Genomic DNA, 23097 nt, shown 5'->3' with positions numbered 1-23097 from the left:
CACACTCCTTATGCCAGTATGCCGGCGTCAACCAGCTTACTGATATGCGCCGGGTCCTCTCCCAGCATGGAAACAAACACGTCCTGCAGATTTTCACCCAGACAGGGTGGAGCGGTTACGCGGTCAGAGGACTCAGAGAAGCGCAAAGGCGGCGCGGGCATGTCACATAATCCAAGTTTGCTATGTGTTATCCAGCGGTAATGTCCGTGTTGTAATGCCTCGTCGGTATATACATCGCGACCGTCGGCAACGGCCTCTGCGGCGATTCCTGCCTGTTTGAAGCGTTTGGCCACGGCATGTTTGTCAGCGGTTTGACAGTAGCAGGACAGCGCGTCTTTAACCGTTTCGGGAGACAGGTCTTTTGTTTGCGCAATATCCAGCAGATCCGCAGCAGCAAGCAGTTGCTGTTGCGTGGAAAGGGTAACCGCAACGTATTGATCCTTGCCGCGACAGGCAAAAACATCCTGAAGCAGTGCTGTCGATGAAGCATTGGCTTGCTTTACCGGTTTACCTTTTTGAATGGCGGCGTAGCTGTCTGCCAGAGTATGGATTAGCGGCTCAACCTGACTGATATCAATGTGCTGACCGCGTCCGGTTTTACGTTTGTGTTCCAGTGCTGCCAGCGTAGCTACGGTAGCGAACATCGGGGCAACTACATCACCGTAGGCAAAAGGAGGCATGTGTGGATCGCGGTCTGGCCAGCCCGACATACTTGCCAGCCCCGACAGTGCCGCTGCAGAATTACCGTATCCTCTGATTTTACCCAGCGGGCCGGTGCGTCCGGCAACACTGACGCTGATTAAAATAATATCCGGCTTAATGGCTTTAAGTTCTTCAAAGGACAGGCCAATCCGCTCCATGAATCCGGCGCTGAAGTTTTCGACAACTACGTCGGCACGGGCTACCAGCTTTTTGGCCAAGTCTACCCCGGCCGGTTCGGCAAGATTAATGGCAACACTCTGTTTACTGGTATTCGTGATGGCGAAGAAGGCTGAGCCGTCGATATCTCTTTTGCCGCCGGCAAACGGCGGGCTCATCCGTCCTAAATCGAGTCTTTTCCTGGACTCAATTTTGATCACTTCTGCGCCCAGGTCAGCCAGATCTTTCGTGGCTCTCGGGCCTGCGCCCACCCAGGAAAAATCAGCAATTTTTATATCTCTTAAAGGTAAGGTCATTGCGGCGCTCCTGAATTACATTGAATTGGCGACCCGGCCTGAATAAGGTCCTGAGCCTTTTGAAAAATGGCTTCACCATCGATATTGAATTCATTCAGTCCAGCGGCCTCCTTCCGGGCCATCTGGTTGTATAGCTGGTCGAATTGCTGTTGCTGACTGAACGAGTGGAAGGTCATCTGGTTTTCACGCCCGAAATCCAGTCCCCGCTTTTCCGCTTCCTGCAGGCGCTCTTTCAGGTTTTGCTCCCACGTAGCCTGCGCGTCATCAAATATGCGCTGTATGTCTGCGGGCAGGCTTTGCCAGACTTTTTCAGACATGGCTCTGGCCGGATAAGCGCCCCGGCTGAATTTCACCAGTGTGATGTGCTCTGCCACTTCAGAAAAATGCATGCTATGGATGGTGTCAGCAGGTGCTACAACGCCGTCGATTATGCCTTTGGCCAGTGCCGGGTAAACTTCTCCCATCGGCATATTGACCGGATCAGCGCCAAGCTCTTTTAGTAAGGCTACCGCCTCACTTTGAACCCGCAGACGTAATCCCTTAAAGTCTTCAAGATTTTTCAGCGGTGTGTACCTGGTTATCACAGCAGGGAAGTTGCCCCCCTGAATCGCCAGCACTTTTAACCCTTCAAGTTCATGTCTGAAAGACGGAAATGACTCTGCCAGGCATTTAAACAGTGCGACCTGGTCGTCTATGCTGTTGATCCCGCCGTAGAAGCCGGCCTGCGTACGCAGCACATGGGTACCTCCTCTGGTATAAATCGGCGTGATCAGGCCGATATCCGCTACGCCATGTCTGATCTCCAGCATGCTCATATCTGACGACAACAAAGAACCTGACCAGAAAGCATCAAAAACAATTCTGCCTTCCGAGGCTTCTTCAATGCTTTCCATCCATGCAATATCGGCCTGACTGAACGGGTGACCGGGAGGATACGGGCTGGCGTAAGTCAGTGTGCGAACATCAGTCTTGTGTGCATCAGAGCAGGCAAAACAAAGTGGTAGCCAAAGGAGAATAAGCAGGTACTTCATGTTCAGACCCCGGTGACCGATGGAAGCCACAGTGCCAGTGCGGGCAACGCGATGATCAGGCTGAGGTGGCAGACGTCAGCAACCAGAAAAGGTACGATACCGCGGAAAATGGTGGTTATCGGGATATCTTTCACTATCCCCTGTAACACATAGGCGTTCAGGCCCAGTGGCGGTAATATAAAACCGGTTTCCATCGCCCGGACCAGGAAAATACCAAACCAGATGGGGCTGTAACCCAGTTCCAGAATAATGGGTAAAAATATAGGCGTGGTCAGAAGCATTAACGCCAGACCATCCAGAAAGGACCCCAGAGCCAGCAGGATGATTGCCATGACGATAATGGCGACAACCGGACTGGCATCCACCGAACGGATGACTTCGGCAAGCATGGTTGCGAGGCCCGTAACACTGATAAACGTGCCAAAAATAATCGCACCGATGATAATGAGATAAATCATCCCTGAGGTCAGCAGTGTTTTACGCAGGGCTTTTTTAAACAGGCTCACAGACAGCACACCGCGGAAGTAACACATCACCAGTGTGAGCGCCACGCCCACTGAGGCGGCTTCCGATGGCGTGAATAAACCTATCATCATGCCGCCTATAACAAACAGGATGAGCACAGCGATATCACCGATTTTTTTCAGACCAGCAATTCTGTGTGGCCAGCTTACTCTTGGGCTTCGTGGACCCAATGACGGATTCAGAGTGCAAAGGATCATGACCGTTGCGATGTAAAAGATAGCCTGGGTGATTCCCGGAATAATCGCAGCGGCGAACAGCGTGCCGATCGATTGCTCGGCAATAATGCCAAACACGATCAGGGCTCCTGAAGGCGGGATCAGCGCGCCCAGTGTTCCGCCGGCAGCCAGTGAACCGGTGGCAAGCTGATTCTGGTATCCGGCTTTTCGCATTTCGGGCATGGCTGCTGAACCAACGGTGGCAACCGTTGCCAGGCTTGAGCCGCTGACCGCTCCGAAACCGGCGCAGCCAGCAATGGATGCGACGGCCAGTCCACCCCGTCTGTGCCCCATAAATCTTGCGGCGACATCGAAAAAATCCCTGCTTGCTCCGGCGCTGAAACACAAATGTGCCAGCAGCAAAAACAGAGGGAGAACGCCGAGTTCGTATTTAGATATGACTTCGAAGAAAATGACACCAGTTTTAATGACTGCCGCTTCAGGTGACAGTAACAGCATCAATCCGCCAAAGCCGACAATACCCAGACTCACACCAATGGGGATCCCCACCGTCAGGGCGAGGAACAGACATATCAGGCCAAGGAGACCTGTTAACTCAGGACTCATGATGGCGACCTTTAAAGACTTGTTTCAGAAAACAGGCTGAAGCTACACAAATGCCGGTAAAGCCAATAAGACGTAACCAGAAGTAAGGAATATGCAACAGTTCTGAACGTTCGGACTCGCCGGCTGTTTCAATGGCTATCCATAATCCGGCAACGGCCAGTAGCGCCAGAAATAAGAAACAAACCAGAGCGGAAAAACGTGCAGCAAGTTGCTGACCTGACGGAGACAGTCTGCTGGTCAGAATCTTGATGGTAGCGTGTTCGTTATTCATAGTGGCCATAACAAGTGCACCGGTTGCCATTAATACAATGGCAGCCTGTACAATTTCAATGGCACCTAAAAAGGGCAAACCAATATGCCTTCCTGCGACAGCAATGGTATCTGCAAACATCATAACAATGAGGCCGGCTGAGCCTGTCAGTACAAATATCTTTTCAATAACGGAGCTGACGGGGGAGAGTACCCTTGGCCCTGCATGCCTTTCCTGCGCTGACTTCATCGGTTGGTTCTCCGGAGAATAAAAAATGCTAACATCGACAGTATCAAAGTTACGCCAGTTGGATAATTTATAAATTAAATAGTTTTGTTTATCAACTATTATGTTAATAAATTGTTCTTCAACAAGTTAGAGAGAAAAGAAAGCGTGGTCAATCAGAAAGAAATAGAAATGGGGCGGTTGGGAGAGTTCATTGGCTTCCGGTTACGGCGTGTTCAGAACCTGCTGTCAAAGGACTTTGCTGCAGCTACCCGGAAATATAAGTTACGTTCCGGGTTGTTCAGTTCATTGTCTTTAATTTCATCTAATCCGGGCATATCTCAAAATGAGCTTTCAGCTGCTGTAGGTCTTGATAAATCTACGTTTGTTCAGGTGATTGATGAGCTTGAGAAGCGGGGTTTAGCGAAACGGGAAAAATCCAAAACTGACCGTAGAAGACATGCATTGTTCGTGACGGATGAAGGTCAGGTTTTTCTAAATGAACTGTATGAAATTATGGCGAAAACTGAATCGGCAGCACTGAAGCAACTGAGCCCCAGTGAGCTTAGTTTACTGAAAGCATTACTCGATAGAATGTACGAGGTGTTATAGATGGGTTACAAAAATGTTTTAAAATATTTAACATAATGGTTGACTTTCCAAACTAAATTGCCGTTTACTAGACAAAGAGATTGCGGTCGCAGCGGTCGTGCCGGTATCCATTCGTGAATCAGATAATGTTAATTTTAAGATTCCGCATGCGGTGAACCCGTTGACCAATCGCAAATTAGCACTAGGCGATGCTCAATTTGTCAGGAGGCAAATCAATGTTTGTTAACCGTTTAGCCACATATTCTTCAATGATTGCGTTAATGGGATCACTAAGTTGTGCATCTGCATTCGCACAGGAGAATGTTCAGGCCACATCAGAACAAGCTGCTCAAAGCAATGCAGCCGAAGAAGAACCCGAAGTCATAGTCGTGACGTCTACCGGAACCAGTATCCGCGGTGCTGCACCGGTAGGTTCTTCACTTATCGAAGTCGGGCGGGATGATATCGATCGTTCTGCTACCATCAATACCATGAACCTGCTGCGTGAAACGCCGCAAATATTCAGTCTGGGTGTCAATGATACATCCCGCAGCGGCAATGGCGGGGCGGGTAACATCGTGTACGGGAATGCCATCAACATTCGTGGTATTGGCCCTTACGCCACACTCACCTTAATCAATGGTCGGCGAGCTGTCCCCCAGGGCACCCTCGGTGCAACCGTTGATCCTTCGTCCATTCCGACCATTGGATTAAAGCGTATAGAAGTCATTGCAGATGGTGCTTCGGCCGTTTACGGCTCAGATGCGGTTGCCGGTGTGGCTAACCTGATATTACGCCGGGGCTTTGAAGGTGTGCAGGTTGAAGGACAATATGGTGTGGGGGCTGACTACGATGAACACCAACTGAGTCTGATCACCGGTAAGGCCTGGAATACCGGGCAGGTAACCGTCTCCGCACAGCGCTCTTATCGCAGCAATATTTTTGGCGGCGACCGTGATTATTACCGGGCTGACCTGACCGGCATGGGCGGTGCCGATTACCGGGTTAGTAGTTGTAATCCCGGCAACATTTATCTCAACGGTAATAGTTATGCCATTCCGCAAGGTGGTGCAACGGCAGATAATCTGGTGGAAGGTACGCAAAATCTTTGCGATAACATGTCGGCAACCACCGATTTGATGCCTGAGCAAACCATCCATAGTGCCGTTATGACGCTGAATCAGGATCTTAGTGATCGCGTTACGATGTTTGTTGATGCACTGGTTTATCAACGTGATGGACAACGCTACTCCGAACCTTACGACGCACGAATTTCGGTACCAGAAACAAATGCATTCTTTGTATCTCCTGTGGGGGTGACGCTGGAGCCTTGTTCAGGCAGCCTGGGCCTGCCTGCAGGTACGGGGTGTGAAAGTATCGATTACAGTTTTGCCGAAGCCTATGGGTCTCCGGCGGTTACGACATTCGATACGCAAACCTGGCAGCTGACTGCGGGTCTGGATATTACTCTACCGGCAGACTGGTTGCTGAATGTGCATGCCACCATGGGTCAGAATGATGACCAGGCCTTTAATCGCGGGGGTAATGTAAACTCAAGTGCTTTGCAAGCGGCCCTGGCTAGCTCAAATCCTTCCACAGCGTACAATCCCTTCGGGACTTCACAGAATAATCAGTCCGTCATCGACAGCATTTTTAATTATGCAATCGATACTGTTGCCGAAACCAAAGTGAAAGACTTTGGTATGAAGGTCGATGGTCCGCTGATGTCACTGCCTGGTGGTGATGTGAAGCTGGCTGCCGGCCTGGGTTATTATGAAATGGAGCTCTGGACTGGTCAGGTCCGTGGCGCTGATGGTGAGCGCCCATATAATTTTGACCCCAGAAACCGCGACATCACTTCAGGTTTTGCAGAGCTGTACATTCCTATTGTTGGTGACGGTAATGCGATGCCGGGAATTTACAGTCTGGTGCTGGACATCGCTGGTCGAATCGATGACTACAGCGATGTTGGCCGGACTGAAAACCCCAAGATTGGTATCGACTGGCAGCCAGTGGAAGATGTAGCGATTCATGCCAGCTATGGTGAATCTTTCCGCGCGCCGTTACTGACCCAGTTAACCAGTGCCGGTGGTAGTAATCTCTACATCCAGAACTATTTTGACCCGACGATTAATCAGACTATCCGGGGGGCTACGCTCTCGGGAGGTAACGACGAATTGGTACCTGAGACGGCGCAGACCTGGTCAGTGGGTGTTGATTACACGCCATCAGGTTACAAAGGTGCCCGGTTCTCTGTAAACCTGTTCGACGTCACCTATGAAGGGCAAATTGGCGGGCAGTTATCGAATCTGAATATTCTGCGTCAGGAAGATGTGTTTTCTTCCATCATTCTGCGGGGCGCTGCAGCACAGGCAAGAACCGCTGAGCTCCTTGCTGGTGGTATTAACGTGCGAAGTGGCAGTGTTGCCGAAGCCGAGAATACCATGGTGTTCGTGGATGGCCGGAATAATAACCTGGGAAGCACTGAAGCCAGGGGGCTGGATTTCTCCATGTCGGTACCTATGGAAACTGACAGCGGTGATTTTAAATTTGGTCTACTCGGTACCTGGTTCGATTATTACCGTGTTGCGCAAACTGCCACGGCAGAATCTATTGATCAGGTAAACAATCTGGATTATCCGGTCAGTTTACGTATGCGGGGCAGTATTAACTGGCAGCGGGATTACTGGGATTTAACCCTGTTCGCAAACTACACGAACAGTTACAACAATACCCTTACCGGTGAGGAAATCAGCTCACTGACCACGCTGGATTTTGCTGCGTCTTACATCTTCAGTGGCGGACTGAGCGGCATCGGCGAAGACCTCAAGGTGGGACTGTTTATTAACAATATCACCGATGAAGATCCGCCTTATGCCGATATCGCACCATCAAATAATGGTGGTGGTGGTTTTGACCCGCAGGTAGGCAGCCCTGTCGGACGACTCATCTCACTCTCGCTGTCTAAGAGCTTCTGATGAATACGCTGAAAAAGCGTCAGTTGTGCCGGCTTCTGCCGGCACTCTCTGTCTTTTCACCCTGTCTTTTATCTTATATCAACAAGGAATGAACATGACTTATTCACGTATTGCGTGGTTTGGCGCGATGTTGCTGCTGGCTGGCGGGAAAGAGGCCGTAGCGGAAATTGAGCAGGTTAAGAAAATCCCGGCAGGGGCGCGTGAAATTTATAATGCCGCGGAAGTAAAAGGCTCGCCGGTATCTGTCAACCTGGCTGAATATGGCTATGTAGAAGAAGAGTATTTTGTCAGCGGCACTGCCAGTTCCTTTGATTATAAAGATGGCAGCCTCGTTGAGCACAATAAAGACTTGCCCTATGTGACCCGTGTCGTTGTCCGCCGGCCTGAGGATATGGCGACGTTTTCAGGCGTACTGCACGTTGAGCCTGAGCATCCGTCAAAAGGTAATACGTCTCACTGGGTGGCTATGCAGCATTTTATCATCAACAGTGGCGATGCCTATGTGTCAGTAGGCAGCGGTAACGATCCCCGTCAACGGGAACTGACTGCACAAGGTGAGTTTCCTACGGCGCAAAGTGACATCGCCAAATGGTATGACCCTGAGCGTTATAAAGCATTACAATGGCCAGAAGATGACGGGATCCGCTATCAGGTCATTTCTGACGCTGTTCGCTATTTCCGTACTGCCCACGACGCAAACCCGTTTAACGATGCGCTGCCGGACGTCGCTTTAGCTGGCGGATGGTCATTTACCGGCAGCTTCTGGCGAACGTATGTTAATTACGGATTCCATGAAAAATTTTCTATTAGCACTGATAAGCCACTGTTTGATGGTTATCTGGTAGGGATCTCGTCACGCTGGAACGGACTTGGTGTACTTCCCCTTAACTCAGATATTGACAAGGATGGCATGGATAAGCCCGTTCGGGACCTGCGTCCTATTAACGTTCCGGTTATCGAGTTTCTCACTGAATTTGAGGTAGGAGAAGGTGATGGTCCTCAGGTTGCTGACAGTAACAAAAATCCGGGTGCTCACCGCTTGTATGAAATAGGGGCCGTCATTCATGGCGATCAGCTTTTGATGGATCAGGGAGGTGACCGGTTTAACCGTGGTCAGCTCATTCAGCTTTACCGGAAAGGGTATCCAAAAGAAGCAGATGCACTGGCTGAATGCCAGTACCCGCTCAGCGATATTCCACAAGGCCCCTATGTACGTGCTGCGCTATCAAATCTTCGCGAATGGGTTATGAATAACCAGTTGCCTCCCCACGCTCAGGAACTGGTGTTAGATGAAAACGGACAGGTGCTTCGGGATCATCATCAAAATCCGCTGGGCGGAATGCCGGTAGCAGAGTTCGCCGTTCCTCTGGCGAGCTATACCACAGATGCAGAACCCCAGTGTCAGCGAAACGGCCGTCCGGCCATGCTCAGAAAGAATTTTTCATCACAGCAATTGCTCGCCATGTATGGCAATAAAGACAACTATCTTAAGGCGTATGGCGACTACCTTGATGCCATGGTGCGGGAACGCTGGGTGTTAGAAAGCGATGCAAAAATGTTGAAAAACAAGATGGCGGATCTGGCAACTGACGCTTTTGCTGGCAAAGGGGAATAAGCATGAAATACCTGAGCAGAAACTGGCTTAAAACTTTAGCGCCGGCGCTTATCGTATTCTCTACACTGAGCGAAGCCAGCGGCTTCGCGGATTATCAACCGATACCGGCCTATGAAGAAACCACAGAGGCATCATCTTACGTGACCATGCGGGATGGTGTAAAACTGGCGATTTCTGTAGTCAGACCGGCGAAGAATGGTAAAGCGGTCGACGGAAAGTTCCCTGTTATCTGGCACCACACGCTGTCCATATCGAGGGAAGCCCGTGACGGAACCGGCGGCTTCATCAGTGCGCTGCATGCCATTCCTACACTGGCAAAACATGGTTACGTAGTGGTTCAGGTAGCACGACGCGGAAACGGACAATCCTTCGGTGTAATGCGTGGTTACCACGATCGCAATGAGGCGTTTGATGCGTATGAAATGACCCAATGGCTGGCAGAGCAACCCTGGTCTGACGGCAATGTGGGCGTGTACGGATGTTCTAACACCGGTGATGCAGCCATGCATGCGATGTCTTTGCAACCGCCTGCTTTGAAGGCTGTTTTTGCCGGTTGCTTCTCGTGGCATAAGTTTGATGCTTTTCGCCGTGGCGCAATCTTCGCGCAGTGGGGTACCGGGCCTGCCAGAACAATTGAAGACGACATGGCTATTCCACCGGTTGACGCTGATGAAGACAAGAAACTGCTACGACAAGCAGCACATGAACATCAACTGGCTACGCCATTACTTCAAATGTGGTCTGAATTACCATTTCGCGACAGCTGGTCAAAAACCGTGGGAAGCCGTTTCTGGTCTGAGGGCAGTGTGGCCGACTACAAAGATCAGGTAGCCCGTTCAGGTATTCCACTTTATATTATGGGCGGCTGGTTTGATGAACTGCGGGATCAGGGCCTGATTACCCTGCTGAATGTGCCGGGTTCAAGAGCCATCGTTGGTCCATGGCAACACTGCCGGAACGATGATTTTCCCCTGCTGGATGAGATCCACCGTTTTTTCGATACCCACTTAAAAGGTTTGGAAACCGGACTAAATCAGGAGCCGCCTCTGCATTACTTTGTGATGGAGGGGAGTGCAAAGGGTCACTGGGCATCATCATCAACCTGGCCGGTGGAAGGCGTCGACTTTAAAGCGTTTGCCATGACAGATTCTGGTTTGAAGACCGATGGTCAGGCTGAAGGCACTTTGGATCAGCAGTTTGATGTGAAGTTTGAACAAAATTGCCCGGGTGAAAAAATAAGTTCCCGTTCCCAGCCCTGCAGTACACATGAGGAGGGGATTCATATTTCCTCCGAGCCACTTGTTCATGCCATAGAAGTCACTGGCCATCCCAAGGTTACAGTTAATCTCTCGACGAATCGGAACGACGCAAATTTGTTTGCTTATCTTGAGGATGTTGCACCTGACGGGTCCGTTACTGTTATCACAGAAGGCCGGCTGAAAGCCTCTATGCGCAAGACAGACAGTGCTCCGTGGCTGATGCCGGAGGGCACGCCCTGGCATCGCTGGTACAAGGAAGATCAGCAGTTACTGACCGCCTATGAGCCAGTGGAGTTGACGTTTGCGATGATGCCGACTTCCCGGGTTTTTGCAGAAGGCCATAAGATCAGGGTCACGTTTACTGGATCTGATTATCGTGAAAGATTGCGGGATGATGCTGGTCATGCGCAAACAATCAGATTAACCAGCCCGTCATCAGGCACGGCTGTGTTGATGCTGCCGGTCGCCGGGAATTAGCGCTGCAACTTGTGTCAGTATGCAATAAATCCATGCTGACACTATTTATCAAAAATTTAGTCACTTTCTGCCATTAATGAATCTGGAACATTTCATTAACATCTGTTTCGTTGATTTTACAAATTGTGGAAAGGACAAACTAAGATGACCTGCAAAACGGCGCAATTTTTCAGAACGAAACATACACTCGCAGTGTTAGCCGCACTGACTACCAGCTTTTCTGTTTACGCACAGGAAAATAATGATGAAAAACGAAAAAATCGGGATGAAGACATAGAGAAGGTACTCATCACGGCTGAGCGTCGTTCCGTCAGTGAATCCGATATGCCTATGTCCGTCATCGGGTTTTCCGGTGAAGCGCTGGAAAATAAAAACATTACTGATATGGAGCGGTTGCAGGCGCAGGTACCAAACCTCGTCTTTACCGACAACGGCAATACCAAATACATCAACATTCGTGGCGTGGGTATTTCTGAAAGCGCACCGAATCAGACAAACGGTGTAGCTGTGCATCTTGACGGTGCCTATGTGGCCCGCGAGTTTGTTTATGGCGATGCCTTCTTTGATTTAGGCAGTATTGAAGTTTTACGCGGTCCACAGGGGACTTATTCAGGCCAGAACGCCAGTGGCGGCGCAATTTTTATCAATTCTAAAAAGCCTGTGCTGGGTGAAACAGAAGGTTTTGCGGCGGCTGAGAAAGGCAGCTACAACCTGACTAAATACAGTGGCGGTTTGACTTTCCCATTGTCTGATAGTCTGGCAATGCGGATCTCCGGCAATGTTGAAAGCCGCGACAGCTTCTTCACTAATCATGGTCCTGATCCTGAGGCTGACGCATCATTGATAAAAGACCAGCCCGGAAATCTCGACCGGTCTATGGGCCGGTATCAGTTTCTGTATTCACCGGATGAAAATCTTGAAATGCGATTGATATATGAGGAAAGCCGTAATGAATCTGATGGCGTGGCGACCCAACGCTTCCCTGAAAAAGGTAATACCCGCCTGCCTGATACCGGCGTATGGGATCTGAATTACGACCTGGATGGCCACCGCAGTGTGCGTTACAACCGGACCACGTTTACCACAGACTGGCAGTTCTCTGAAGGCGTAAAATTACTGACTAACTTCTCTTATTTTGACAGTACTCAGGATATCCGCACTGACGGTGATTATGGTTCTTATCTCACAATAACAGACGAACCGCAGACCGGCCGTGACTTTCGTATTTTTGACGAATACTGGACCGGTGAAATGACCCTCGTTTCGACCGGGGAAGGACCCTTCCAGTGGACTACAGGCCTGAGCATTATTGATTATGATCAGAAGAATAATCTGAATCTGCTGCGTTACAACAATGAAAGCTACCCCGGTACGTCACTGGATCTTGAGTCCCACACCAGATTGTTTATGTATCTGCACAATGTGCGTAAAAACAAAGCTGTTTTTGGTGAAGTTGCTTACCAGTTTACCCCTGATGTGGAAGTGAAATTCGGCCTTCGTTACAACCGCGATGAAGTGGGTTTTGCCGGAGATTCTTATATTACCCCAGGCGCCGGGTCTTACAACGCAATATCGGGTCGCCCGTTCCCGCAAAATCAGTTGTTTGATTTCAGTGCGCTTACCGGAAGAGTGGTGGCTAACTGGCATCTGTCTGACGACAGTATGTTCTACGGCACCATTGGTCGGGGTTATAAGCCCGGCGGTACCTCACCATTTGGCCCCGATTACGATTCAGAGTATGTGCTGAACAAAGAGATTGGCTGGAAAGGCGGTATTTTCGATGAACAGACCCAATTGTCGGTTTCTCTTTTCCATATGGATTACGACAATTTTCAGCGTACCTTCGCGCCACCCGACAGCCCGCAGGAATCAGTGACACGCAATGTTGACGGTTCGACGATTGCGGGTATAGAAGCGCAGTTGTCCGGCATTCATGCAGATATTCGCTGGGATATTTCTATGGCTTTCAACAAAGGCGAGTACGGAGATCTTGAGTATGTACTACCCGCCGGTGCTTACGACGGTGAGAATCCTGCTACCGATTTGTCGCTAAACCTCAGTGGAGAGAGCATCGATTTCCTGCCTGAACGTTCATTGAGCTGGGGCCTTGAGTATCTGGGATGGGAGACGGAGTCCGGTGTTATTTTGCCTTCGCTGAGAATGAGCTATCAGTCAGATTTCTATACTTCATTTTTCCATCTCGACCATCAGTTGACCCCGTCCCGGACAATTTGGGAAGCGAACGTGGCTTACGAGAGCGATTCGGGCTGGCGGGCTGATCTGTACGTGCAGAATTTAACCGACGAAACATATATAAGCCGTGCCACCGGTGATACCGACGGCGTGGGCGTTTACAACCTGGGTGCACCCCGTCAGGTGGGTGTAAAAGTGCGTTACAACTTTTAAGGGGCAACCATGAGCAAAATAGTGAATGCGTTAACGTTACTTTGTCTGTCAGGGATTTCCACTTTTGCCACCGCCGGTGTTGTCTCGCCGGCCGGCGGCTCCGGCTCTCATCCGGCTGTTGCTGCAGTTCGTGATGACATGCCTGACACCACCTTGTATTACCCGAAATCCTGGCCACAGCAACCTGTGCCAGTGATGCTCTGGGCTAATGGTGGCTGTCGTGACAATGGCCTGCGTTATGCCCGCTTCTTAAAAGAAGTGGCTTCCCATGGCTATTTTGTTATCGCAGCAGGTCCGGCGAGAGAAGAGCGGCCCACTTTTCTGGAAGAGGCAAGGGCAAAAGCCGAAGCGAAGCATGAACCTGAAGCACGCTCAACCCCTGTGGGCTCACCTGATAAAACCACGGTAGAGCAAATCATCAACAGTCTGAATCTGGCGGAAGTGTTTGCAGCAGATAAGAATGACGAATTTTATCAGCGTTTCGACCCGTCGAAGGTCGTCGTCATGGGGCATAGTTGCGGCGGACTCCAGGCGCTGGAAGTGGCAACGGATGAGCGACTTGATGGCGTGATCCTGTTTAACAGCGGTGTCATTAATGAGCCGCTCAAAGTGCAGAGTACTGCGCTTAGAGTACAAAAATCCATGCTGGAAAAAGTGCACACGCCCATCGCCTATGTGAACGGCGGACCGGATGACGTGGCCTATTTTAATGCTCTGGATGATTTTAACCGTTTAAAGCATGTACCTGTCTTTTTTGCCGAAAACGGCGTAGGACACGGCGGTACCTTTGGTGTGCCTGACGGTGGCTCCTACAGTAAAGTCGCTATCGCCTGGCTCGACTGGCTACTTAAAGGCGATGAGTCTGCAAAACAGTGGTTTGCAGGTGAAGACTGCGTGTTGTGTACTGACATGGACTGGCAGGTTCAGCGGAAGCATTTATGAAAAATATTGCTAAGCCACCAGTCCTTTACTGCCTGGTTACTTTGCTGGCAGGCGTGGGAGCGGGCGGGTGCGTATCCGCGCCCTTAAAAACAGAGCAAACATTCAGTGGAATGCTGGAAGACGGCGCTTTGTGGCAGGCTAAGGTGCCTGACAACTGGAATGGAACATTATTACTCTACGGTCATGGCTATGGCCGCAAAGCAGGATTGCCTGATGTGGCGCCAAAACAGTCTGACGCAGTGTTACTGGCAAAGGGTTATGCGCTTGCAGCATCGCAATATCCCGAAGCGGGATGGAGTGTCGAAAAGGCTATCCCCAGCCAGTTGCTTGCTCTTCAACAGTTCAGAAATGACGTTGGTGCACCTGAACGCATTATTGCCTGGGGATCATCAATGGGGGGCTTGATCACCTCAGCCATTGCCCAGCGGTATGCTGATCAGGTTGACGGGACCATCAGCCTCTGTGCATCCAGTTACGGTGCGTTACCTATGATGGATACTGCACTCGACGGGGCATTTGTGTTTACCCGCCTGCTGTTTCCCAGTGAAGATATTGCGTTGACGGGCAGAGGGGATGACCGCGAGACGGTGGAGCGTTTGATTACCACCATGGAAGGTAATCAACAGGATCCCCGGTGGCAGGCCCGGGCAGTGCTTGCCGGTGTGCTCGGCGGACTACCTGACTGGACCATTTCCGGTTCTGAAGCACCAGAAACACCGGATGCCATTGCACAGCATATGATGGCAGCAGTAAAAATGGGGCTGTTTTTACCCCGTGGCGATCAGGAGCGTCGTGCCGGCGGTGCGTTTTCCTCTAATACTGGCATTGACTATCGCGCTTTACTTGATGCCAGTGGCAGAAAATCATTGGTGGAAGCGGTATACCAAAAGGCTGGTTTGTCGCTGAGTGATGATCTGCGCACACTTGAAAAGGCACAACGGATTGCTTCGGTGCCGGGTGCTGTTTCTTACATGGCTGATAACTTCACGCCTGACGGCGCCATCACCAAACCAATGCTTGCCATGCACACTACGGGCGATGGCATGACATCGCCGTCACTGCAAACAAACTATCTGCAACTTCTCAAAAGTCAGTCAGATCCCGGATTATCTTCCGCGCTTTGGGTTGAAAGAGCGGGCCACTGCACGTTTACGCCGGAAGAACTATTGATGAGTGTGGAAACCCTCGAATACCGGCTTGAAAACGGAAAATGGCAATCGCCCGCCCGTGCGCCGGGAACCGCATTTACTGATGCAGTTGTGCTGCCTCTGCCACGATGGTGCGCGGAGAATCAGCAGGCATGTCAGTCAACGATTATAAACGGAGATCCCAAATGAAAGTTTTCTGTTTAAATGCCTTGTTGCAAGCGTCGCTTCTGACCATGTTATCTGTACCGACTGTCGCGGCAGAAGTGACTTACCCCGACGGATGGATTAAACCCGGTGAAACCGGCACGTTTGAACAATCACAAACCCACAGCAATGCCAGCGGTAAGGTGAAAGTACTGTCAGAAGGCCAGCCTGTTGAAATGAGCGGGCATCCTTTTTTTCAAGCACTCAGTGAAAACGGACGTGCCTGCATCAGTTGTCATCAACCGTCAGACGGTATGAGCCTGTCGGTGAAAACCATTCAGGATGTCTGGAGCGGTACGCAGGGCCGCGACCCTATTTTTGCTGCATGGGATGGCTCTAATTGCCCGGATATGCCGCAAAAAGAGAAAGCTTCTCACTCTTTGTTGCTGGACAGAGGACTTTTCCGGATCCAGATGCCCTGGCCGCCGGCGCCCCGCTATGGCAAAGCAGTCACACCGGATTTTGACATTGAGGTTGTGCGGGATCCCTGGGGCTGTAACAGCTCGCAGAAATATGGTCCTGACGCTACCGAACCCTCTATTTCTGTTTACCGCAGACCCCGTCCGGTGGCGAATCTGAAGTATCTCACTGCCGTTGGTTTTGCCTACGATCCTAAACAGGGCGTGGCGCTGCCGAGGGATGAAATCAGTGGTGAGTTCTTATCCGGCAACATCATGTCAGATAACCGCAGTGTGAATTTAAAAGCGCAGATGCAGGATGCATCGGGTACCCATCTGGAAATGTTATCGGCACTGACGGATGATCAAGAGGAAAAAATTGAGGGGTTCATACTCAGCATTTATGCCGCACAGGCAGAAGACAAGGATGCCGGAAAGCTGGATGACGGCGCATTTGGTGGTCCTGAACTTCTTCGTGACTCAAAGCCGGGACAACTGGGCAGTATCGGTCGGGCAGTATGGAGTGAGTTTGAGCCCTGGGAAGATCAGAAAAGCACCGGTGTCACGCCGGAACAGGCTGACAAGCGGGCATCCATCGCAAGAGGCGCACTGCTGTTTCGCGAAAAAATGTTCTTAATCAGTGACAGTGCCGGTATTAACTCACCCATGGGGTTTGGTAATCCGGTGCTGAACAGTTGTGTGTTCTGTCACAACATGAGTCAGATGGGCAATGACGTGGCACCGGGTCAGGTGGATATCGGCACCACCACCAAACCCTTTGCTGAACCAGCGCCTGAATTGCCGTTGTTCCGCATTACCTGCAAGGATGAACCTCATCCCCACTACGGCAGATCATTTCTGACCCAAGATCCGGGCTTCGGACTCGTGACGGGGCGTTGTGCCGATACGGGTAAAATTACTTTGCAGTCTATGCGTGGGCTGGCGGCCAGAGCGCCTTATTTTTCCAACGGTTCAGCAAAGACCATGGGCGACCTCGTTGATTACTACGATCGCCGGTACCAGATAAACTTTACTGAACAGGAGCGTCAGGACTTAATAAACCTGATGAATTCGCTATGAGAAAGATTCAGGTAGCCGTATCCGGCTTGTTGGCGCTGATGACGGTTTCTGCTGTTCAGGCAGCGGCGGATATCGTGGAGTTTGTCAGTTGTCCCGTGTATCGCGACGCGAGGGCCGGTAAGAAGTCTGGCTGTTGGCTGGCTGACTCTCCCGATTCGGGGACTCGGTTTGATATCAGCGCTTCGCCTGTAAAACCAGACTGGAATTACGCCGTGCTGGTGCAGGGACAAACGACGGATAATGCGGATGCCTGTGGCGGGAAGGTGTTAAACCCCGTGCGGGTGTCTATTCTTTCTGAGCCTTGCCCTCAGTACCGTTTACCGGCGGAAGGTTACCCGGGTAATCAGTTTGTGCGTCCGGCAAACATTATAAAGCCCCTCAGCGTAGACAGAGCGCCCCTCACTGGCCCGTTTGAAGACAATCAGTTTCACGTCTTCTTCGATTACAATAAGTCATTTCTGACTTATCAGTTTGGTGACTATCAGCTGGACGAAGCTGCCTACTGGATATTGCAGGCTAAGCCATCGCGGGTGGTTATTACCGGTTTTGCTGATACACGCGGGATCACCGTTTCCGGTCACGATCTTCGGGAGAAAGAAAATATAGCACAGGACAGAGCCGATATTATTGTGACTTCACTGTTACGGCTGGGTGTGCCTGAAGTCGCAGTGGCAACGCAGATTAACATGACTCCTAAGATGTTACCCGGCAATACAGACGGGGTCAGCGGACTGGTAACCACATCGCGCTGGCGGGTAACTATTGATGCTTACTTTGATTAGGTTAACATGAACTTTACGCAGGCTCTGGCTATGGCACCAGTGCCATCATCTACGTTTCACGGGTCAGGCGGTGGTGTATGTTAAATCAGGTTAAACCCGGTGCTCAGTACGGCACCGGTGCAAATCATTACATTTCATCATTGTATGATGTGGCAGTCAGGCACGGTTTACCCGTAGCCGATATGCTTGCCGATGCCGGTTTGCGTGAAGATATGATTCACAACCCCACAGAACGTGTTCCCACTGAAAAGCTCGCTGACTTTCAAACGGCTGTCTGGGATGCAATTAACGACGAGACCATGGGTTTGAGCAACAGGCCGCTCAGAAGGGGCAGCTACGCCATGATGGGCAAGGTATCTGTGCACCAGCCAGTACTGCACAAAGCGCTGAATACGGGGGCAAAGTTTTATAATCTGGTGACCCTGCATGATTTCGTTACGCTGGAAATTGTGAAAGATCAGGCCGTATTAAAGGTTAACGAGGAGGCGCCGGAAAAAGACTATCAGCACCTGTTCGCGGAGATGTGTCTGCTTGCATGGCACCGGTATGCGTCCTGGCTGATTTCAGATATTCTGCCACTTACTGAGACACGGTTTCCTTACCCGCCTCCCCACCATATCGGTGAGTATCATTATTTGTTTCCCGGCGTTCACAAATTCAATCATAAGGAACTGGCTTTGGTGTTTCCTGCTCATTACCTCGAAAGGCCGGTGAAGCAAAGTGAATCATCACTGAAAGCCTTTATGTCCCGCTGCCCTTTAGAGCTGTTCCGGCAGTATAAAGCCGATTACAGCCTGGCCACTGAACTTAAGTTGATGCTGGGGAAAGCCATGCTGGACGGTACCGGCACCATAGAACATTGTGCCGGTAAACTGCATATGACCAGACGGACGTTGATCCGCAAACTTAAAGACGAAGGCACCTCGTTCCAGCAATTAAAAGATATTGTCCGGCGCGATAAGTCCATATTCTTTCTTGGACAGCAAGGCTTAAAAATTAATGAAGTGGCTGAACGGGTAGGGTATTCCGATCCCGCCGTTTTCACACGGGCATTCAGGCAATGGACCGGCCTTTCACCCAGAGACTTTCGTCAGCAACTGTTGTGCGGGGATATCGAGTCTTAACCCTGAATTATCGTCACTTGATGAACACAATATTGTGCATGAGTTCGTTGAGCTCAATTTACTGTACCTTTTTAGACTAATAATCCCCTCTAAAAACATGCCAAATATTCCCCTTTGTCGTAATCGGCAAAGTTTTTAGTCGTAATATGCCATTCACGCGAGTGAAACAAAAAAATAACATTTGTTTGTTATTTGGTTTTTGACGGTTTTCTGTTTCCTGTTGACAGATCCCATCTTAGATAAGGCAAAAGGACTAAAAGCATGTACCTTCTGAATACTACAAAAATAAAATCAACCCGCAATCTGCTCAACCTTGCTGTTGTAGCGGGACTGGCGGGCTTTACCAGCATTTCATTTGCTCAGGAAACAGATACCGCATCAGATGCAGATGACGTGGAAGTCATCACAGTAAAGTCTGAACGCAGAATTAAACGGGTTCAGGATATCCCTACCTCGATGACGGTGTTGTCAGCAAAACAACTGGAGAAAAAAGCGGTGTCGCGGCTGGACGATCTGCCTTTCGCATCACCGGGGTTAACCATCACTGATGCTGGCTTAACCCAGTCGGTGAATATTCGCGGTATTGGCCTGGCAAGTGGTGATCCCGACGTGACTAACGGTGTGGGCACCTACATTGACGGGTTGTTCCAACCGCCTATTGTGAGCACGCTGAATTTCTATGATGTGGCGAATATTCAGGTGCTGCGTGGTCCGCAGGGAACGTTTGCCGGTTCAAATTCAACGGGCGGTGCGATTATGGTGACTTCCCGCAGACCGGAAATCGGCGGTGACTTCGACGGCAATGTGATGCTGGGGATCGGCAATTTTGCATCACGCAATGCCCGCGCAGCGGTGAATCTGCCAGTTTCTGACACCTTCGCCGCGCGGGTTGCGGTGAACTACAAAAACCGCGACAGTTTTTACAACAGTACGGGTAGCGTAGACACAGATGCGGGCAGTCTGGATGAAACCAGTGCGCGACTCGGACTGGCCTGGTCACCTCTTGATAGTACTGACATTTACGTAAAATACGAAACCTCAGATAAATCTGCCGGCGGTTTTGCATACCGTCCTATCGAAGGCACGGCGTACTCTGAGGGCCGGACCGGCTCAATCAGAGATTTAGCCTACAACACCCCGTCGCAAAACGAGGAGTCGGCCGACAGCCTCTTATTGGATATTTCCCACCGGTTTGATAACGGGCTGTCTGTGAAATGGTTAAGCGGCACGCAGGAAAAAGAGATTGATAATATTTATGACTACGATGCCACTGAACTGGATGTCAGTACGCGCAGCCAGTTTGTCAAAGAAGACCAGGTAAGCCATGAACTGAACTTGATTTCACCTGACGGCAAGGATTTTACCTGGGTTGCCGGTGCTTACTATCAGAAGAATGAAGTGCTGGTGGATATTGATAACGGCCCGTTCCCGGTAGAAATCGACATTCAGAATCAGAAAGTCATTAAAGGTGTATTCGGGCAGGTGAGTTATCGCTTCTCAGACCGCTGGCAAACCGAATTCGGATTACGTAAAGCCTGGTTTGAAGGTTCAGCCGACCCGCTAAGTGGCGTGGTGGTGGGCAGAGGTATCATCGCTCCGGATGGGGTGAAGGTTGCCACCATCTCCGGAAACTACGAAGATGATGATATTCTGGGCAAAGTATCGGTGAACTATACGCCTTCAAGAAATCACAGTTTCTATGGCTATATTGCCAGAGGGTACAAGCCCGGCGGTATTAATTCAGAAACCTCGGTGTTCGACAAAGAAACAGTGATATCCATTGAAGGTGGCTGGAAAGGACGCTTGTTCGACGATATGGTGAGTGCTTCGGTGGCAGTCTTTAATAATGATTACAAAAACTTCCAGAACACGAACATTGATGTGACCACCGGCCGTTCAGATGTGTACAACATTGCTGATGCCAGTATCGCAGGACTGGAGTTTGCGCTGGATATCTATCTTGATAACCTCACCATTGATTTCGCAGGCTCGTTTATTGATTCAGAAATGGAGCCTACTCAGCCAATTGTTAACACCCGTGAATCCGGTTCACCGTCGTTGCCTCAGTGCAGCGCAGGACAGGATACCAGCAGTGGAACATGCTTTGATTACACGCCGTTTCTGGTGGCTGCCGGCTCAGGTCCAAACCTGTATGCGCCGGAAAAAAGCTTTACTGTGGGTATTGAATATGCCATTGAATTATCTGATGGTGCATTACTGACCCCCAGATTAAATTACGCGTGGATAGATGAACAATGGACGAATCTGATTTACGACCCGGAAACTGATTTACTGGCCGACCGGGGACTGCTTTCGGCCATGGTGACCTACGAAACAGGAAACTGGCGTGTGAATGCATGGGGACGTAACTTAACCGACGAAGAGTATGTGTCCGGGCAGCAGCTCAGCAACAATACTGAATTTTATGGCGCGCCCCGTACCTTTGGAATAGACGTCAATTATACATTTTAACTGTGTGCGGCAGTCATAGCGTGCTGCCGCTGCTTTTTGCGGAGGGATCGCATGAAATTTATGGGTAACCTGGCGGTTGGTGCCGCCTTACTTTGCACCGTGCCGGCAGCGATGGCGGACAATGGTGTTGCCGGAGAATTAAATGCCGGAACATGTGCTGCTTTGAAAGCGTCGCTGATGTTGCCTGAAGGCGTATCATTAACGTCAGTTAAAGCAGTAACGTCGGTATCGGCCCTTGAATCACAATTAAAACCGGCGCAGGCGAAGGCTTTTATGCCTTATTGTCAGATCACCGGTGAGTTTGAAAAACGTAAAGGCGTAAAAGGGAAGGGCTACGCTATTGGTTTTGGCCTGAACTTGCCCTTTGACTGGAATGGCCGGTTTCTGTTTCAGGGCGGAGGCGGCTTAAACGGCCTGATCCGCGAGCCGTTAGGTGCGCTGGCTGCCGGTGATACGCCCGCGCTGTTCCGGGGCTTTGCCGTCGCCAGTACAGACAGCGGGCACCAGTCTGATACGGTGTTCGATCCTTCATTTTTTGAAGATCAGCAGGCGTTACTCAACTTTTATTCGGGTGCTGTGTCGAAAACCGCAAAGCTGGTTTCACAGTTGATCACCGGAGTGTATTCGCAGCCGGCGCAGAATAATTATTTTGTCGGGTGTTCAACAGGCGGGCGTGAAGCCATGACCATGTCGCAACGCTTCCCTGATTTATTTGATGGCATTATTGCAGGTGCTCCGGCCAGACAAACGAATTACTCAGAAATTGCAGATTTGTATGTGGCGAAAACATTGCGGGCGCTGAGGGGAAATAATCAGCCTCCTTTCAGTGACAAGAAACAAAAAGCCGTTGAGCAAGCACTTCTGGCGCAATGTGATGGTCTGGACGGCCGTGAAGACGGATTGATTTTTGCGGTGGAGCAGTGCGAATTTGACCCCGATAAAATGATTTGCGACGGGCAACAGCACAGTGATTCATGTTTAACAACGGAAGAAGCAGAAGGGCTGGTAACTGCATTTAACGGCCCTGCTGACAGCAACGGTAACAACGTGTATCCGGGATTTTTCTTTGATACCGGCATCGACGATAAACCGGCCCGCTCTGCCCCGGGCTTATTGTCTGCTCAGCCTGGTCCGTTAGGGCGGGCCCGCATCGATGAACCCTTTGATATCGACAGGGAACTGGCCATCGCTGACGGATTTCCTCTTGAGCCCGGCAATGCCACACTGACCAACTTGTCGACCTTTGTTGTTGAAGAAAACAAACTGATGTTCTTCCATGGTGTCAGCGATCCCTGGTTTTCGGCCAAAGATACCTTAGGCTATTTCAATGACATGGTGGCGCAAAACGGTGGCTACGAACAAGTCAGCCGGTGGTCACAGTTTTACTTTGTGCCGGGAATGGGTCATTGTCGTGGCGGTGAACAGGCGCTTGATCAGTTCGATATGCTCTCTTCACTGGTAGACTGGGTTGAAAAGGGTAACAAGCCTGACTCCGTTATTGCCTACGGTGAGAGCATGCCAGAGGAAACCCGTCCCCTTTGTCCGTATCCGTCGGTGACCACCTATAAAGGGAAAGGCAACGGGAATGATGCGGACAGTTACGTGTGTAAAACACCTGACGGCCAATAGAGAA

General features: G+C 50.5%; 16 protein-coding genes. 12 read left to right on the top strand and 4 right to left on the bottom strand.

The window, feature by feature from the left end; all coding sequences use genetic code 11:
* Positions 1-8: 8 nt before the first annotated feature.
* The 4 genes from J3369_RS16705 to J3369_RS16690 are packed head-to-tail and all read right to left on the bottom strand — an operon-like array spanning position 9 to position 4012.
* Complete coding sequence (locus J3369_RS16705; protein ID WP_349588964.1) at positions 9-1175, bottom strand: CaiB/BaiF CoA transferase family protein; 1167 nt, start codon at positions 1173-1175, stop codon at positions 9-11.
* Positions 1172-2206 carry a TRAP transporter substrate-binding protein DctP gene (gene dctP / locus J3369_RS16700; RefSeq protein WP_349588961.1) on the bottom strand — a complete coding sequence of 345 codons (1035 nt, stop codon included), beginning with the start codon at positions 2204-2206 and terminating at the stop codon, positions 1172-1174. The genes J3369_RS16705 and dctP overlap by 4 nt, the downstream gene beginning before the upstream one ends.
* 2 nt (positions 2207-2208) lie before the next feature.
* The gene (locus tag J3369_RS16695; protein ID WP_349588959.1) at positions 2209-3513 is read right to left on the bottom strand and encodes a TRAP transporter large permease; all 1305 of its coding nucleotides are present in this window, start codon (positions 3511-3513) and stop codon (positions 2209-2211) included.
* Positions 3503-4012 (bottom strand): TRAP transporter small permease, encoded by a 510-nt coding sequence (locus J3369_RS16690; RefSeq protein WP_349588956.1) that lies wholly within the window; start codon positions 4010-4012, stop codon positions 3503-3505. Before J3369_RS16690 ends, J3369_RS16695 begins: the two co-directional genes overlap by 11 nt.
* Before the next feature lie 144 nt (positions 4013-4156).
* Here J3369_RS16690 and J3369_RS16685 point away from each other — a divergent pair, with 144 nt between their 5' ends.
* The 12 genes from J3369_RS16685 to J3369_RS16630 all read left to right on the top strand — a co-directional run bounded on the left by J3369_RS16685 (position 4157) and on the right by J3369_RS16630 (position 23093).
* Complete coding sequence (locus J3369_RS16685; RefSeq protein ID WP_119502423.1) at positions 4157-4600, top strand: MarR family winged helix-turn-helix transcriptional regulator; 444 nt, start codon at positions 4157-4159, stop codon at positions 4598-4600.
* 215 nt (positions 4601-4815) lie between these two features.
* Entirely contained in the window at positions 4816-7557 is a 2742-nt protein-coding gene (locus J3369_RS16680; RefSeq protein WP_349588954.1) for a TonB-dependent receptor plug domain-containing protein, read from the top strand.
* A 94-nt stretch (positions 7558-7651) separates the two neighbouring features.
* On the top strand, positions 7652-9172 hold the full coding sequence (locus J3369_RS16675; protein ID WP_349588952.1) for an alpha/beta hydrolase domain-containing protein: 1521 nt from the start codon (positions 7652-7654) through the stop codon (positions 9170-9172).
* Between the two features lie 2 nt (positions 9173-9174).
* Positions 9175-10908 (top strand): CocE/NonD family hydrolase, encoded by a 1734-nt coding sequence (locus J3369_RS16670; RefSeq protein WP_349588950.1) that lies wholly within the window; start codon positions 9175-9177, stop codon positions 10906-10908.
* Positions 10909-11052: 144 nt separating this feature from the next.
* Positions 11053-13314 (top strand): TonB-dependent receptor, encoded by a 2262-nt coding sequence (locus tag J3369_RS16665; RefSeq protein ID WP_349588948.1) that lies wholly within the window; start codon positions 11053-11055, stop codon positions 13312-13314.
* Between the two features lie 9 nt (positions 13315-13323).
* Positions 13324-14256: a dienelactone hydrolase family protein gene (locus J3369_RS16660; protein WP_349588946.1), complete on the top strand. Its 933-nt coding sequence runs from the start codon at positions 13324-13326 to the stop codon at positions 14254-14256.
* Positions 14253-15593: an alpha/beta fold hydrolase gene (locus tag J3369_RS16655; protein WP_349588943.1), complete on the top strand. Its 1341-nt coding sequence runs from the start codon at positions 14253-14255 to the stop codon at positions 15591-15593. The genes J3369_RS16660 and J3369_RS16655 overlap by 4 nt, the downstream gene beginning before the upstream one ends.
* Positions 15590-17086 carry a hypothetical protein gene (locus J3369_RS16650; protein ID WP_349588941.1) on the top strand — a complete coding sequence of 499 codons (1497 nt, stop codon included), beginning with the start codon at positions 15590-15592 and terminating at the stop codon, positions 17084-17086. The genes J3369_RS16655 and J3369_RS16650 overlap by 4 nt, the downstream gene beginning before the upstream one ends.
* A complete protein-coding gene (locus tag J3369_RS16645) occupies positions 17083-17868 on the top strand; it encodes an OmpA family protein (protein WP_349588938.1) in 786 nt (261 codons plus the stop codon). The genes J3369_RS16650 and J3369_RS16645 overlap by 4 nt, the downstream gene beginning before the upstream one ends.
* A gap of 77 nt (positions 17869-17945) precedes the next feature.
* Positions 17946-18992 carry an AraC family transcriptional regulator gene (locus J3369_RS16640; RefSeq protein ID WP_349588935.1) on the top strand — a complete coding sequence of 349 codons (1047 nt, stop codon included), beginning with the start codon at positions 17946-17948 and terminating at the stop codon, positions 18990-18992.
* 261 nt (positions 18993-19253) lie between these two features.
* Positions 19254-21464, top strand: coding sequence for a TonB-dependent receptor (locus J3369_RS16635; RefSeq protein WP_349588933.1), 2211 nt, complete (start codon positions 19254-19256; stop codon positions 21462-21464).
* A 51-nt stretch (positions 21465-21515) separates the two neighbouring features.
* Positions 21516-23093: a tannase/feruloyl esterase family alpha/beta hydrolase gene (locus tag J3369_RS16630; protein WP_349588930.1), complete on the top strand. Its 1578-nt coding sequence runs from the start codon at positions 21516-21518 to the stop codon at positions 23091-23093.
* The last annotated feature ends 4 nt before the right edge of the window (positions 23094-23097 follow it).

It is taken from the genome of Alteromonas sp. NFXS44, assembly GCF_040148705.1.
Classification (GTDB): domain Bacteria; phylum Pseudomonadota; class Gammaproteobacteria; order Enterobacterales; family Alteromonadaceae; genus Alteromonas.
Note: the sequence above shows the minus strand (reverse complement) of the source record. Positions and strands in the feature narration are given on the sequence as shown.

Coding starts and splice junctions, on each gene's coding strand:
- J3369_RS16705 (WP_349588964.1), bottom strand. CDS start 1,175: ATGACCTTACCTTTAAGAGATATAAAAATTGCTGATTTTTCCTGGGTG.
- dctP (WP_349588961.1), bottom strand. CDS start 2,206: ATGAAGTACCTGCTTATTCTCCTTTGGCTACCACTTTGTTTTGCCTGC.
- J3369_RS16695 (WP_349588959.1), bottom strand. CDS start 3,513: ATGAGTCCTGAGTTAACAGGTCTCCTTGGCCTGATATGTCTGTTCCTC.
- J3369_RS16690 (WP_349588956.1), bottom strand. CDS start 4,012: ATGAAGTCAGCGCAGGAAAGGCATGCAGGGCCAAGGGTACTCTCCCCC.
- J3369_RS16680 (WP_349588954.1), top strand. CDS start 4,816: ATGTTTGTTAACCGTTTAGCCACATATTCTTCAATGATTGCGTTAATG.
- J3369_RS16675 (WP_349588952.1), top strand. CDS start 7,652: ATGACTTATTCACGTATTGCGTGGTTTGGCGCGATGTTGCTGCTGGCT.
- J3369_RS16670 (WP_349588950.1), top strand. CDS start 9,175: ATGAAATACCTGAGCAGAAACTGGCTTAAAACTTTAGCGCCGGCGCTT.
- J3369_RS16665 (WP_349588948.1), top strand. CDS start 11,053: ATGACCTGCAAAACGGCGCAATTTTTCAGAACGAAACATACACTCGCA.
- J3369_RS16660 (WP_349588946.1), top strand. CDS start 13,324: ATGAGCAAAATAGTGAATGCGTTAACGTTACTTTGTCTGTCAGGGATT.
- J3369_RS16655 (WP_349588943.1), top strand. CDS start 14,253: ATGAAAAATATTGCTAAGCCACCAGTCCTTTACTGCCTGGTTACTTTG.
- J3369_RS16650 (WP_349588941.1), top strand. CDS start 15,590: ATGAAAGTTTTCTGTTTAAATGCCTTGTTGCAAGCGTCGCTTCTGACC.
- J3369_RS16645 (WP_349588938.1), top strand. CDS start 17,083: ATGAGAAAGATTCAGGTAGCCGTATCCGGCTTGTTGGCGCTGATGACG.
- J3369_RS16640 (WP_349588935.1), top strand. CDS start 17,946: ATGTTAAATCAGGTTAAACCCGGTGCTCAGTACGGCACCGGTGCAAAT.
- J3369_RS16635 (WP_349588933.1), top strand. CDS start 19,254: ATGTACCTTCTGAATACTACAAAAATAAAATCAACCCGCAATCTGCTC.
- J3369_RS16630 (WP_349588930.1), top strand. CDS start 21,516: ATGAAATTTATGGGTAACCTGGCGGTTGGTGCCGCCTTACTTTGCACC.